Below are 14059 nucleotides of genomic sequence, written 5' to 3'. Positions count from 1 at the left end.
CGCATCAGCGTCCTCTTCGCCATGCTCCGCGACGGCACCTTCTACCAACCCAGAACCCCACGGCTCGCTTGACGAAAGACATAGAGGCACCCCCCGCTGCCTCACCACATGACCTGCCCATGATGTCACCAAGCGTCATGAACTGTCAGTGACTGTAAAAGATCACGGATGACTGTCAGAAGCCGTCAAGTGAGGCTGACGAGTGCTGACGCTGGTTCCAAGGCGTCTACTTGGAGAGGTACATGGACCAGATCAGCACACGCACTCTTCTGCTCATGTTCGTTGGTGTCCTCACGGCCTACCTGGTCTTGCAAGACCCGGCTATAGGGGCAGCGCTCGGCACGGCAGCAGCGGTGGTGACTCTCCTACGGGAGCTTCTACGGAAGTAGCACCCCCACCAGGGCGGCTCGTCCTCAAGCGCTGATGAGCTTCGCTCAACGAGGATGCGGGCCACCGCAGGACGTGAAGGCGCCCGCTCTGCCTGGCGTAGGCAGAGCGGGCGCTGTCTGAGCTTCGAGGGTGGCCTACTTTTCGTCGGCAGCTTCAAGCGCCCGAGCGATCTGTTCGTTCGCATGCTGCTGACCACGGTGAATGGCTTTCGCATAGAAACGAAACAGCACCGCGATGCTGTGGCCAGCCCGCCGCGCGACCTCGGCCGGAGAGACGCCGGACTCAAGCCAGAGCGAGACGCCCGCGTGACGCAGGGAGTAGGGCACGTCAGCCAGGGGGCAAGCCGCTTCAGATTCCGTCAGCACCGCGAGCCGAGCTGCCTTCCAAACCTCCCCGTACTCCTTGGACAGCAGGCCGCCACCCTGGGCCGCACGGAACAGCCGGCCGTCTTCAGCAGTGCCGAACTCCTTGATGTGCTCGCGGACCAGGCGCACGAGGGCGGGGGGAATCGGTACAGGTCGGGTCGCCTTGCGGGCTCGCTTCTTCAGTCCGCGCGTATCGAACGACTCGCCCGTGTCGGTCCACCCGGAGCCGACGCGGGGAGTGCTCGTCGACAGCAGCACTTCCCCCCAGCCTTCTTCGGGCAAGGTTGAAGTCGGCTTCCCGAAGGTTGGCTGACTCCCCAGGACGGTTGGCCGCGTAGTAGAGGCATCCGAAGAACGCCATCAGGTGCCGTCCGCGTGTCCCCAGCTCGCCCGGCGATCGTATGAGCAGATGGCGGCCGGCCACTGGAATTTCCTGGCCGAAATCCTCAATCAGCAGGGCGTGGATGTGGAAGCGCGGGAGCTGGAGTGGCTTTCGCATGATGTTGTGCTCACCGAACGTCTGCAAGCACGGATTCAAGACGCTTGAGTATTGGCGCTGCACTTCCTCGTCGGAGAGGAATCAGGTCCGCTTCCTGGCTCGTTGCACGGGTCGGCCGGGCCGGCGGTCCAGGACGGGCCGCCGACGCCGGGCGCGGTTCAGGCCGTGACGTCCTCGGGGTACCAGCGGAGTTCCACGGTGTTGCCGTCCGGGTCCCGGACGTAGACCGAGCGGGCGGTGCCCCGGGCGCCGGAGCGGTCGACGGGGCCTTCGAGGACGGGGACGGTGGTCGACGCGATGAACGCGTCCCAGTCCAGCGGTTCCACGGTGAGGCAGATGTGGTCGACGTTGGATGTTCCCCGAGGGCTGTCGGCCAGGTCGATGATGGTCTCCGGGGTGATCCTCACCGAAGGGAACGGGGTCTCGCCGGCCCGCCATTCGGCCACGCCCACCGGTTCCAGGCCGAGGGGGCCGGTGTAGAAGTGTCCAGGGACCGTTCGATGTCTTCGACGTTGAGGACCAGGTGGTCGAACGCCTTGACGCGCAGGGAGGGCGCTGTTCCTCCGGGGCGAGGGCCGGTGGTGGTGTCCGGGGCGGTCATGAGCTCTCCTCCAGGGGGTTCCGGGGTGTATGTCCTTCACGATGCGCCGGGGAGGGATCGCGATCAAGGCCGGTTCGGCATACGATCGTTGAGCACAATTCAACGATCGAGGGTTCATGCTGGAACGGGGCGAGGCCGAGGCGTTCCTGACGCTTGCCGAGGAGCTGCACTTCGGGCGGACCGCCGAACGCCTGCGCGTCACGACCGGGCGGGTCAGTCAGGTGATCAAGAGGCTGGAACGGCGGGTCGGCGCCCCGCTCTTCGAGCGGACCAGCAGAACGGTCCGGCTCACGGCGATCGGCCGGCAACTGGCCGACGACCTCGCGCCGCTGGTCGCCGGGATGGACGCGGCGCTCCGGCGGGCCGCCGACGCCGGCCGCGGTGTCACGGGGGAGCTGCGGGTCGCCTTCCTCGGCGAGGGGACGGCACCGGTGCTCCTGAAGGCTGCCGCGCTGTTCGGCGAGCGGCACCCCGACTGCCGGGTCGACATCCGGGAGGCGCAGATGGCCACCTCCCGCGCGAGTCTGCTCGACGGCTCGGTGGACGTCCTCATCGCCGGGTACCCGTTCGACGGCATGGCCTGCGGGCCGGTCCTGCTGACCGAGAAGCGGGTGCTCGCCGTCGCGGTCGGGCACCCGCTCGCCGCTGAGGAGTCGGTCTCCCTCGACGTGCTCGCGGACCACCCGGTGGTGCAGTACCCGGAGGCGACCTCGGCGGCGTTCCGGCGGGATCGCACACCGGACCGCACTCCGTCGGGCAGGCCGGTTCCGAAGGGGCCGGCCGGCGGGTCGTTCTCCGAGATGCTCACGCTGGTCGCGATGGGCAGGGGCGTCCTTCCGGTCGGGGAGCCGGCCCGGCGCTACTATCCGCGGCCGGACGTCGCCTACGTTCCTCTGCACGACGCACCGCCGATCGAACGGGGGCCGGTGTGGCTCGCGGGGAACACCACGGAGCGCATCCGCGCGTTCGTCCGGGCCGCGTCGGACGCCGCCGGGGCGCCATCGGTCGCAGGGGTGTGCTGAACGGGTGCCTCCCGGGTGGGGGAGGCACCGTTCCGTGCTGTTCCACCGTCCCTGTCGGCGGGCCGTCGGCCCGCCGGTTCAGGGGGTGGCCATCGGTTCAGGTGGTGGCCGTCAGCTCCTCGATGTGCCGGGCGAAGTCGGGCTCGGGGAGGGGCAGGTCGACCTCGTCGACGAACTCGACCGCTCCGGGGACGTAGTCGATGACCGCGCTGGTCGCGGCGCTCATGTGGACCCGGTCGGCGGCGAGGAGCCCCAGCAGGCGCAGGCTCAGCGCCAGGTCCGGGGTGTCGCGGAGCCCGCTGTCGTCCCGCGCCGCATCCTCCGGGGAGGCCTGGGTGAACCACCAGTCCGCCTCCCAGGTCTCCCCGAGGGACATGTGGTGGAGGTAGAGGCAGTAGGTGGCGGCGGTGTCCCCGGCACCCGCGGCGAACTGCCACCAGAAGCGGGCGCTGTCCTCCCGGGTGGCGAGCTGCAGGACACAGCCCAGCACCCGTGCGCCGTCCGGTTCGAGGATGCGCAGTGAGAGGAACGTCGACATCTGGTGCAGCGCGCCTTCCTGTTCCACGACCGCGCGGCACAGGTTCTTGAGGTCGCGGGCGGCTTCGGCGCGGAGCTGCTGTTCCCAGCGGGGCAGCGGGCGGGAGGGGGCCGGCGGGCGGTGCGGGCCGGTCTCGTCCCGGGCGTGCCGCATCTCGTCGTCGAAGGAGAGGGCTCCGTTCAGCATCCGGTCGACGGCCCGCACCGCGATCCGGATCTCGGCGGCTTCCAGTTCCGCTTCCGTATAGGGGCGTGGCTGCAGGCGGGCTTTGGCCAGGGCGCGTTCAACGGGTGAGATCATTGGCGCTTCCCTTCCGGTTCAGGCCGAGCGTCTCCATGAGCCGACGTTTGGCGTAGCGGGCGGTGGAGCGCACACCGGGCTCGGTGATGCCGAGGATGTCCGCGGTCTCGGCGGTGGTGTGGTCCAGGCAGTAGCGAAGGACGATGACGTCGTGCTGTCGTTCGGGAAGTTGCCGGATGGCCTGGTATATCGACAGGCTCTCCTCGAGTTCGCCTATCGGGTCGACGGCTCTGCACAGGGCCGTGGTCTCGAAGGCGGCGGTGTCCATGACGGTCGCTCGGCGGTTGCGGGCGCGGGCGAGGTCCAGGGTGCGGTTCTTCAGGACGACCCAGGCGTAGCCGGCCGGGTTCTCCTGGGCCAGGACGTCCGGCCAGGAGAGCAGCAGTTGCTCGAAGGCGTGGTCGGCGGCCTCTTCGGCGTCGTGCCGGTTGTTGTCGAGGTGCAGTTCCGCCCACCGGACGTAGGCGGGGCGCATGAGCTGATGGAAGGCGCGGAAGTCGGCGGGCAGCCCGCCGGGCAGGAGAGTCACGTCGTTCGGGCGGGAGGTCCGGTTCATCGGTCTCCCCTCCGCCGGTCGCGCCCGTGGGACTGGGCCAACTCGGAGACACCCAGGCGTACCCCGGCTGCGGCGGCGCGGCGCAGCAGGCGGTGTACGTCGGCACCGAATACGCGGGCCGCCAGCGCAACCATGACGAGGTCACCAGCGAGTTGAAGGTTCACGACGTTCGGGTCCTATCGGTGGTCGGTCGGAGTGACGGCCCCCGCCCCGGCACTCCAGAGGGCACCACTTGTGCTCTCCACCTCTATAGCGATCGGCAATGCCCGAACGTGCATGACCAGAGTCGAAAAACTTACGGAATGCACTCGTCCGGTTACGCGCAGGTAGCTTATGTTCGCGGAAACGCACGAGGCTGCACGAGGCTGCGCGGACTGCACGAGGCCGTGCGTGCTTCCGGAGGCTTTTCCCCTCCCGCCGGGAGTCGGCCGCCCGGCGAAAGGTCCACGGGTGCGGCCCGGCGGGGGCCGTGTCAGGTACGGGCCGTAGCGCACCCGGTGCCGAACGTCATGGCCCTCCTCGCAAGCCGGACGCGGATCCGGAGGCTCCGCTTCCAAGGGCTATCGTGGCCGCGCCGCGTTTTCCGGCGGCCGTGCGAGAAGGGGGGTCCGAGGTGTCCGATCCGGGGACGCTCCTCGTCGGCCGGTACCAGTTGACCGAGTGCGTCGGCCGGGGCGGCATGGGCACGGTGTGGCGGGCCGAGGACGTGCTGCTCGGCCGGGACGTCGCCGTCAAGAAGCTCATCGTTCCCGAGCACTTCGACGACCACGAGATCCGGGTGCTGCAGGAGCGCATGCGCCGCGAGGCCCGCAGCGCGGCGCAGATCACGCACCCCAACGTGGTCGTGGTCCACGATGTCGTCGACGACGACGGCCAGCCGTGCATCGTCATGGAGTACGTCCCCTCGGTCACCCTGGGCGGGGCCGTCAAGGAACGCGGCCGGCTGCCCGTCGGTGAGGCCGCCCGGATCGGTTCCTCCGTGGCCGCCGCGCTGCGGGCGGCCCACGACGCGGGCGTGCTGCACCGGGACGTGAAGCCCGCCAACGTGCTGCTCGGGTACGACGGGCGGACCGTCCTCACCGACTTCGGGATCGCGGTGTCCTCCGGGACCCCCGCCCTGACGACGACCGGCGAGTTCGTCGGGTCGATGGACTACGTGGCGCCCGAGCGCCTCAGGAGCAAGCCGGCGAGTCCGGCCTCCGACCTGTGGGCGCTGGGCGCGACGCTCTACCACGCGGTGGAGGGCCGCCCTCCGTTCCGGCGTGAGTCGGCCTTCGCCACCGCTCACGCCATCGCGTTCGAGGAGCTCGAACCGCTGCGCGAGGCCGGCGAACTGTCCGCGGTGATCGAGGGGCTGCTCGCCAAGGACGCCGGGGAGCGCCCGGACGCCCGGCGGGTCGAAGAGCTTCTGTCGCAGATGGCGTCCGGGAGCGCGGCTCCCCGGACCATCGCTCCCCGGACCACGGCCGGCGCCCAGGAACCGCCGGCCTCCGCGGCCCCGGCCGGGACGCGCCCGGTGCCGGCGGCGGAGACCGTGGCCCACGCGGCTGCGGATGCCGGGACGCCGGTCCCGGATCAGCCGACTCCCCCGGCGCCGACGGCGCCGATCTCCGCGGCATCCGACGCCACGGCCCCGTCCCGCGGGGCCCCGCGGCGGCGTGGCCGGCGGGCGGCGCTGCTGTCCCTGGCCGTCGTCGCCCTCGCGGCGGCGGGCGCCGGCGGTGCTCTGCTGGTGAACAACTCCGGGGACACAAAGGCGCCGCCGGTCACCGTCAGCAGCTCCAGCGGCTCCCCGCACGCCGCCCCTTCGCCCGTGCCCGACGGCTTCCGGCTCCGGGAGCTGGGCAACGGCGCGTCCGTGCCGGTGCCGGAGGACTGGAAGCGGACCGCCACCAGCAACGGCGAGATCGCCCATGTCGACCCCTCCGGCCTGGTGGGGCTCCGTATCGAGGCGAACCGGTTCGCCGGGACCGATCCGTTGAAGCACTGGCGGGACGTCGAGGAGGAGCAGACGCGCCGCGACAACCCGAACTACCAGCGGGTGCAGATGAACGCGACGACCTTCCGGGGGCAGCAGGCCGGCTACTGGGAGTTCACCTTCACCGGCAGGGTCCGGAAGTACCGGGCCGTGGAGCTGGCCTTCAACGGCTCCGACGGCACCCGGTACGTGATCTTCCTCAGTGCCCCCGCGGAGGACTGGACCAAGTACCGCTCGGTCTTCGACCGGACCGTGGACGGCTTCCGCTTCCCGAAGTAGTGCCCTGAGGCCACCGGTTCGGGTGGTGCGGGAGAGGTTTGCCGGGAACTCCTCACGCCTGCGGGCGAATCGGAGTGGCTGGGCGATTCGGCGGTGGCCGGATGGGCACCTTTGCCTCCGCGACGTCGTACCCGAGGCAGCGGTCAACCGCCTCACAGCACCCTGTACTTCCCTTCTGGAGGACCTCCATGCCGAGCATCCGTACCGCACGCACTCTCGCCGCGGTCGCCTCGCTGCCCCTCGCCGCCGTGCTGTTCACCGGCGGGGCGCAGGCCGACAACGGCCCGGGTGCGGGCAACGGATCGAATGCCGGCACCGCCGGCATGGCCGAAAGCGGTGTGGCGGGCACCAACAGCGGCAACTCCACCACGACCCAGCAGGTCTCCACCGGCGCCGGGGCGTCGAACCAGAACAACTCCGCGGGCGTGGTCGGTCCCGGCCCCGCCACGGTCACCCAGTCCCAGACCGGCGCGACGGTCAACTTCTCCCAGCTGAAGTGACCGGCTTCTCCCGGATGAAGCGACCGGCGCGATGAACCGGCCCGCGACCCGGCCGAGGTGATCGGCTGCCTCCCAGCAGCCGTGCGGGAGCGGGCGAGAGGCTGCACGACGACACCCCGAAGTCGTCGTGCAGCCTCTTTTCCGGATCCGCTCGGTGCCCAGGCCCCGCGCCGGCAGTTGGCGTACGCGGAGGAACGCAAGCCTCCGGCGCCGTCACCCGCCGGAGCCGCTCACCCCCGCCCTTGACACCCCCAGGTATCTGACGGACAGTCAGAAAATGCGTTCTCGGGTACGGAGGCCGGGAAGGGGTGCGCGGTGACCGAGCGGAGTGCCGGTGACGGCAAGGGCGTCGAGGGTGCCGAGGCCCCCGGCGGCACGGAGGGGCACGCGGGGCGTGCCGCGCCGCCCGACGAGCTCCATCAGCGGCTCGTGGCCTACGTGGGGCGTCCGGCGACGGTCGGCGGGGAGGGCCGGGACCCCGTCAACGAGCCGATGATCCGGCACTGGTGCGAGGCGATGGGCGACACCGGCGCCGCCTATCCGGCCGTCGCGCCCCCGGCCATGCTCCAGGCGTGGACCATGGCGGGGCTCTCCGGGCACCAGGGCCGTTCCACCGTGTTCGACGAGCTGTTCGCGCTGCTGGACGACGCCGGGTTCACCTCGATCGTCGCCACCGACTGCGAGCAGGAGTATCTGCGTCCGCTCCGGCCCGGGGACCGGATCGGCTACGACTCCGTCATCGAAGCGGTGTCGCCGCGGAAGACCACCAAGCTGGGCACCGGGCACTTCATCACCACCCGGATGGAGATCCGCGCCGGGGGCGAGCTCGCGGGCACCCACCGGTTCCGGGTCCTCAAGTACGCGCCCGCCCGGAAGCCGCCCGTCCGGAAGCCGCCACCGGCCCGCCGCCCCCGCCCGGTGATCAACGCGGACAACCAGGGGTTCTGGGACGGGGTCGCCCGGCGCGAACTGCTCGTCCAGCGCTGCACCGGCTGCGGGGCACTGCGCTTCCCCTGGCTGCCCGGCTGCAACGGCTGCGGCTCGCTGAAGTGGGACACCGTGGCGGCGGCGGGCGCCGGGAGCGTCTATTCGTACGTCGTGATGCACCATCCGCCGTTCCCCGCCTTCTCCGCGCAGCCCGCAGGGGCCACCGGAACGGCGGACGGCGGGGCGACCGGCGGGGCGGGGCCCTACGCGGTGGCCCTGGTGGAGCTGGCGGAGGGCGTGCGCATGATCAGCAACATCACCGGGGTGCCGTACGACGAGGTGCGTGTCGGGATGCCCGTCGAACTGGAGTTCCTGGAGGCGGACGAGGAGTTGACCCTGCCCGTGTTCCGGGCGGTGGGGCACGGCCGCGGAGCGCGGTGACCGCGCGGACCGGGACGCGGGCCGTGCGACGACGCCGCTCGGGAAAGAGGGACACCGCTCCGGAACCGGCACCACCACCCGGCCTCCCGGCACCACCACCCGGCACCACCACCCGGAGTCAGGACCCGGAATCAGGCCCCGGACAGGACCCGGCCCCGTCATCCCGCCGTTCCCCGGCCCCGTAGCCGCCCCGCCGACGAAGGAGTCCGTGTGACCGTCCGTGCCACCGCCCGCCCGTGCGCCGGTGACGAACTGCTGCCGCTGACCGTGCCGGTCACCCGGACGCTGATCGTCGCCGGGGCGATCGCCTCCCGCGACTTCCAGGACGTCCACCACGACGCCGAGGCGGCCCGGGCGAAGGGCTCGCCCGACATCTTCATGAACATCCTCACCACCAACGGCCTGGTCGGCCGGTACATCACCGACCACTTCGGGCCCCGGGCGCGGCTGCGGAGGATCGCCATCCGGCTCGGGGCGCCCAACTACCCCGGGGACACGATGGTGCTCAGCGGCACCGTCACCGCCGTGGCCGACGGGACCGCCGAGGTCCGGGTCGTCGGGGCCAACGGCCTCGGCCACCATGTCACCGGCACCGTGACCGTCGAGCTGCCGGACGGGGCCCCGGTGGAGGGGGCGCGGTCCGCGCCCGAGGGCGCCCCGGTGGACCAGCCACAGCCGCCGGACCAGCAGCAACCGCCGGACCAGCCACAACCGCCGGATCTGCCGGACCGGCCCGAACCGCTCGCCCCGTCGGAGCGTGCCCGGTGAGCCTCCGCAGCCGTGACGCCCTCGGCGGCCGGGCCGCCATCGCCGGTATCGGCGCGACCGAGTTCTCCAAGGACTCGGGGCGCAGCGAGCTGACCCTGGCGGTCGAGGCGGTGCGGGCGGCCCTGGACGACGCCGGGCTCGCCCCGGGCGATGTCGACGGGCTGGTCACGTTCACCATGGACACCAGCCCGGAGGTCACCGTCGCCCAGGCGGCCGGTATCGGTGAGCTGTCCTTCTTCTCCCGGGTCCACTACGGCGGCGGGGCGGCCTGTGCCACCGTGCAGCAGGCCGCGCTGGCGGTGGCGTCCGGGGTGGCGGAGGTCGTCGTCTGCTACCGCGCGTTCAACGAGCGGTCGGGGCGCCGCTTCGGCTCCGGCGTGCAGCACCGGGCCCCCACGGCGGAGGGCGCCGCGCTCGGCTGGGTGCTGCCGTTCGGGCTGCTGACCCCCGCGTCCTGGGTCGCCATGGCCGCGCAGCGGTACCTCCACACGTTCGGGCTCACGCCCGAGGTCTTCGGGGAGGTCGCCGTGGCCGGGCGCCGGTACGCGGCGACGAATCCGGCCGCCCACTTCCACGGCCGGCCGATCACGCACGCCGAGCACGCCGCGTCCCGCTGGATCGTCGAGCCGCTGCGGCTGCTCGACTGCTGCCAGGAGACCGACGGCGGTCAGGCGCTCGTGGTGACCTCCGTGGAGCGGGCCCGGGACCTTCCGCACCCGCCCGTGGTGATCACCGCCGCCGCCCAGGGAGCCGGCCGCGCCCAGGAGCAGATGACCAGCTTCTACCGGGACGACCTGACCGGGCTGCCCGAGGCCGGGGCGGTCGCCCGCCAGCTGTGGCGGACCGGCGGCCTGGGGCCCGGGGACGTCGATGTGGCGATCCTCTACGACCACTTCACGCCGTTCGTGCTGATGCAGCTGGAGGAGTACGGGTTCTGCGGCCCGGGGGAAGGGGCGGACTTCATCGCCTCCGGGGCGCTGCCGGTCAACACGCACGGCGGCCAGCTCGGCGAGGCGTATCTGCACGGGATGAACGGCACGGCCGAGGCGGTCCGGCAACTCCGGGGAACCGCCGTGAACCAGGTCCCGGGCGCCGCGCGGGCCCTGGTGACCGCGGGAACGGGGGTTCCGACCTCGGGGCTGGTGCTTGGTACGGACGGCTGACATCGGGCTCCGGCGTCGCGTGTCTGACGGTGCTTCAGGTCCCGAGGATCGTTCACTCCCCGTATGGGACGACGAACGAAGATCATTCAATATGCCGCCGCGCTGCTGATGGCGCTGGCCGCGATCCTCGGCGGGCTCTTCGGCGGGCCGGCCGCGGCGGCCAAGGACGGCGCCGACGAGGGGGACCCGCTGGCGCCGGACGTGGAGGTCTTCACCGGCCGGGGGTTCGACACCTGCGAGGCCCCGTCGCTGGGCGCGATGAGCGCCTGGCGGAAGTCCCAGTACCGGGCCGTCGGCGTCTACATCGGCGGCCGTGGCCGGGCCTGCAAACAGCAGGTCAACCTGGGGCCGCGCTGGGTGCGGAGCGTGCATGACGAGGGCTGGAGCATCCTGCCGCTGTACGTCGGGTCGCAGTCCCCCTGTGTGCACAGCGGCAGCAAGCAGAACGTCATCATCGACGCCGAACCCTGGTACCAGGGCGCCGAGGAGGGGCGGGACGCGGTGCTGAGCGCCGTCGCCCTCGGCATGCGGGAGAACAGCCCCATCTACCTCGACATGGAGGCGTACGACCGACACGACCCCGAGTGCGCGGACACCACGCTCTCCTTCGTCCAGGGCTGGAGCAACGAGGTCCGCCGCCAGGGCTTCCTGCCGGGCTTCTACAGCAGCTCCACCTCCGGCGTGCGGCACATGGACAGCATGCGGGCGTCCGGCGTGCAGGACCTTCCCGAGATCATGTGGTTCGCCCGCTGGGACATCCCGGGATCGGTGGAGGACGAGCCGTCGCTGGCCGACGACGCCTGGACCCCGCACCGCCGGATCCACCAGTACGCGGGCAACGTCACCGAGGAGTACGGCGGCGTGACGATGAAGATCGACCGCAATATGGTGGACGCGCCCGTCGCGGTCATCGATTGACCCCGGGCCGCGGACCCTCCGCCAGGCCGGAGTCCACCCGGCGCGCTGCCCCCTGACTCCGGCCGCCCGGACCTCCACCTGAGGGAGGTCGGAGCCACCGCGACCGTACAACCTGAGGCTGATCCCCCTTCGGCACCTCCGGCCGATCCCCGCACACCTCCCTCGCTCCTAGCGTTGTGCGCATGACCACGCCTGTCTGCACCAGCGCATCCGCTGCCGTGTATCCGTCCTTCTCGTCGTACGTGCGAGCCCGCGGACCGGTGCTGCTGCGCACCGCCCGCTCGCTGACCGCCAACCCGTGCGACGCGGAGGACCTGCTGCAGACCGCGCTGACCAAGACGTACCTCGCGTGGGAGCGGATCGAGGACCACCGGGCGCTCGACGGGTACGTCCGCCGGGCCCTGGTGAACACCCGGACCTCGCAGTGGCGCAAGCGCAAGGTCGACGAGTTCGCCTGCGACGACCTGCCCGAGCGGGAGACCGTCCCGGCCCCGGACCCGGCCGAGCACCAGGTGCTGCGGGACGCGATGTGGCGGGCGATCCTCCGGCTGCCCGACCGCCAGCGGGCCATGGTCGTCCTCCGCTACTACGAGGATCTGAGCGAGGCGCAGACCGCCGAGCTGCTGGGGGTCTCGGTCGGCACGGTCAAGAGCGCCGTCTCGCGGGCCCTGTCGAAACTGCGCGACGACCCGGAGATCGGCCAGGCGGCCTGACCGCCGCCTTTCCGTGGCGCGCTCCCGTATGCGGTGACGCCTCCCGATGCGGTGCCGCTTCCCCCGACGGCGTGCCCGGTGACGTCCCGCGCGGGCGTTGCCCGGTGACCGCGCCCGGTGACCGCGCCCGAGGCGACCGTCGGCACCGCCCGCCGGATACCGGGCGGCCCGCCCCGGCAAGCACCCCTCTGAGCTGGGACGCCCGGGGCGAGTGACCCGGGACACGGGTTTCCCGGAGGTAGTGACATACCCACTGGTACGGCCGCAGAATCTCGGCAGGATTACCCCCGCGTAACCGCGCCCTCGGGAGGCCCCGTGCTGAGCACGATGCAGGACGTACCGCTGACAGTGAGCCGCATCCTGCGGCACGGCTCGACCGTCCACGCCCGGTCCCGGGTCACGACCTGGACCTCAGAGGGCTCCCCGGAACGCCAGAGCTTTGCCGAGACCGGTGCCCGGTCCGCGCAGCTGGCCCACGCCCTCCGCGACGAGCTCGGCGTGACCGGCGACGAACGGGTCGCCACCCTCATGTGGAACAACGGCGTCCATCTCGAGGCGTACCTCGCCATTCCCTCGATGGGCGCGGTGCTGCACACCCTCAATCTGCGGCTGCCCGCCGAGCAACTGGTCTGGATCGTGCGGCACGCCGCGGACCGCGTGATCATCGTCAACGGTTCGCTGCTCCCGCTGCTGGCCCCGCTCCTCCCCCGGCTGGAGCCGGTCGAGCACGTGGTCGTCGCCGGGCCCGGGGACCGGTCGGTGCTGGACGGCAGCGCGGTCCGCGTCCACGACTACGAGGAACTGATCGCCGGGCGGCCGACCGCGTTCGACTGGCCCGACGTCGACGAGCGGCAGGCCGCGGCGCTCTGCTACACCTCGGGCACCACCGGCGACCCCAAGGGCGTCAGCTACAGCCACCGTTCGGTGTATCTGCACTCGATGCAGCTGAACTCCGCCGACTCGTTCGCGCTGAAGGCGTCGGACACCGCCCTGCCGGTCGTCCCCATGTTCCACGTGAACGCGTGGGGGCTGCCGCACGCCGCGTTCATGTCCGGCACCTCGCTGCTGATGCCCGACCGCTTCCTGCAGCCCGCCCCGCTCGCCGAGATGATCGAGACCGAACGGCCCACCGTCGGCGCCGCCGTCCCCACCATCTGGAGCGGGCTCCTCACCGAACTCGACGCCCGCGGACGGGACGTGAGCTGTCTGCGGAACGTCCTCATCGGCGGCTCGGCCTGCCCGCCCTCGCTGATGAAGGGCTTCGAGGAGCGGCACGGCATCCGCGTCGTCCACGCCTGGGGCATGACCGAGACCTCACCGCTGGGCACGATCGCCCACCCGCCGGCCGGCGTCACCGACGAGGAGGCGTGGGGCTACCGGCTGACCCAGGGCCGCTTCCCCGCCTCCGTCGAGGCGCGGCTGACCGGGCCGGACGGCGCGTTCCTGCCCTGGGACGGCGAGTCCGCCGGAGAGCTGGAGGTCCGCGGGCCGTGGATCGCCGGGGCCTACTACGGCGGCGCATCCGGTGAACCGCTGCGCCCCGAGGACAAGTTCAGCGAGGACGGCTGGCTGCGCACCGGCGACGTCGGCACCATCACCCCCGACGGCTACCTCACCCTCACCGACCGGGCCAAGGACGTCATCAAGTCCGGCGGCGAGTGGATCTCCTCGGTCGAGCTCGAGAACCACCTGATGTCCCACCCGGACGTCGCCGAGGCGGCCGTGGTCGCCGTGCCCGACGACAAGTGGGGCGAACGGCCGCTCGCCACGGTGGTGCTGAAGGAGGGCGCGAGCGCCGGCTACCAGGAGCTCCGGGCGTTCCTCGGGGAGCGCGTCGCCCGCTGGCAGCTGCCGGAGCGCTGGGCCGTCCTCGGGGCGGTGCCGAAGACGAGTGTCGGGAAGTTCGACAAGAAGGTGCTGCGCCGTCAGTACGCCGACGGCGACCTGGACGTCACCGAACTCTGACGACAGCAGGGACGACAGCAGGGACGTCGGCACGGACGGCGGCGGGCCGATGGGGGCCGGGCGGTGTGCGCCCGGCCCCCGTCGCACGCCGGTGAGCGTGCCCCGGGCGCGAGGCCCGGGGCGTCGGTCGGTGCGG

12 protein-coding genes and 2 pseudogenes are annotated in these 14059 nt (G+C 71.8%); 10 read left to right on the top strand and 4 right to left on the bottom strand.

Going from position 1 to position 14059, the window contains the following annotated elements; genetic code table 11:
* Positions 1-524: 524 nt before the first annotated feature.
* Positions 525-1013 (bottom strand): hypothetical protein, encoded by a 489-nt coding sequence (locus tag ACFYYR_RS24955; RefSeq protein WP_388857577.1) that lies wholly within the window; start codon positions 1011-1013, stop codon positions 525-527.
* A 151-nt stretch (positions 1014-1164) separates the two neighbouring features.
* On the opposite strand from ACFYYR_RS24955, the gene ACFYYR_RS24950 reads away from it, so the two are divergent.
* On the top strand, positions 1165-1302 hold the full coding sequence (locus tag ACFYYR_RS24950; protein WP_388857575.1) for a hypothetical protein: 138 nt from the start codon (positions 1165-1167) through the stop codon (positions 1300-1302).
* A 110-nt stretch (positions 1303-1412) separates the two neighbouring features.
* On the opposite strand, the pseudogene ACFYYR_RS24945 reads toward ACFYYR_RS24950, so the two are convergent.
* A pseudogene (locus tag ACFYYR_RS24945) lies at positions 1413-1855 on the bottom strand (VOC family protein).
* A gap of 116 nt (positions 1856-1971) precedes the next feature.
* On the opposite strand from ACFYYR_RS24945, the gene ACFYYR_RS24940 reads away from it, so the two are divergent.
* Positions 1972-2877: a LysR family transcriptional regulator gene (locus ACFYYR_RS24940; RefSeq protein WP_388857573.1), complete on the top strand. Its 906-nt coding sequence runs from the start codon at positions 1972-1974 to the stop codon at positions 2875-2877.
* 97 nt (positions 2878-2974) lie between these two features.
* Here ACFYYR_RS24940 and ACFYYR_RS24935 read toward each other — a convergent pair whose 3' ends face one another.
* Positions 2975-3715, bottom strand: coding sequence for a hypothetical protein (locus ACFYYR_RS24935; protein ID WP_388857570.1), 741 nt, complete (start codon positions 3713-3715; stop codon positions 2975-2977).
* On the bottom strand, positions 3699-4271 hold the full coding sequence (locus ACFYYR_RS24930) for an RNA polymerase sigma factor (protein ID WP_388857567.1): 573 nt from the start codon (positions 4269-4271) through the stop codon (positions 3699-3701). The genes ACFYYR_RS24935 and ACFYYR_RS24930 overlap by 17 nt, the downstream gene beginning before the upstream one ends.
* Before the next feature lie 613 nt (positions 4272-4884).
* On the opposite strand from ACFYYR_RS24930, the gene ACFYYR_RS24925 reads away from it, so the two are divergent.
* The 8 genes and pseudogenes from ACFYYR_RS24925 to ACFYYR_RS24890 all read left to right on the top strand — a co-directional run bounded on the left by ACFYYR_RS24925 (position 4885) and on the right by ACFYYR_RS24890 (position 13923).
* The gene (locus ACFYYR_RS24925) at positions 4885-6528 is read left to right on the top strand and encodes a serine/threonine-protein kinase (protein WP_388857564.1); all 1644 of its coding nucleotides are present in this window, start codon (positions 4885-4887) and stop codon (positions 6526-6528) included.
* A gap of 188 nt (positions 6529-6716) precedes the next feature.
* Positions 6717-7028, top strand: coding sequence for a hypothetical protein (locus tag ACFYYR_RS24920; protein WP_388857562.1), 312 nt, complete (start codon positions 6717-6719; stop codon positions 7026-7028).
* 315 nt (positions 7029-7343) lie between these two features.
* A complete protein-coding gene (locus ACFYYR_RS24915) occupies positions 7344-8396 on the top strand; it encodes a Zn-ribbon domain-containing OB-fold protein (protein ID WP_388857559.1) in 1053 nt (350 codons plus the stop codon).
* Positions 8397-8606: 210 nt separating this feature from the next.
* Positions 8607-9017, top strand: a pseudogene (locus tag ACFYYR_RS24910) (MaoC/PaaZ C-terminal domain-containing protein); the annotation flags it as partial.
* A gap of 143 nt (positions 9018-9160) precedes the next feature.
* Positions 9161-10327 (top strand): lipid-transfer protein, encoded by a 1167-nt coding sequence (locus ACFYYR_RS24905; protein WP_388857556.1) that lies wholly within the window; start codon positions 9161-9163, stop codon positions 10325-10327.
* Positions 10328-10390: 63 nt separating this feature from the next.
* Positions 10391-11245 (top strand): DUF1906 domain-containing protein, encoded by an 855-nt coding sequence (locus tag ACFYYR_RS24900; RefSeq protein WP_388857553.1) that lies wholly within the window; start codon positions 10391-10393, stop codon positions 11243-11245.
* A 182-nt stretch (positions 11246-11427) separates the two neighbouring features.
* Positions 11428-11958, top strand: a complete 531-nt coding sequence (locus tag ACFYYR_RS24895; RefSeq protein ID WP_388857550.1) for a SigE family RNA polymerase sigma factor — start codon at positions 11428-11430, stop codon at positions 11956-11958.
* A gap of 315 nt (positions 11959-12273) precedes the next feature.
* Positions 12274-13923: a long-chain fatty acid--CoA ligase gene (locus tag ACFYYR_RS24890; protein WP_388857547.1), complete on the top strand. Its 1650-nt coding sequence runs from the start codon at positions 12274-12276 to the stop codon at positions 13921-13923.
* Positions 13924-14059: the final 136 nt, after the last annotated feature.

Source organism: Streptomyces sp. NPDC001922 (assembly GCF_042891165.1).
Classification (GTDB): domain Bacteria; phylum Actinomycetota; class Actinomycetes; order Streptomycetales; family Streptomycetaceae; genus Streptomyces.
Note: the sequence above shows the minus strand (reverse complement) of the source record. Positions and strands in the feature narration are given on the sequence as shown.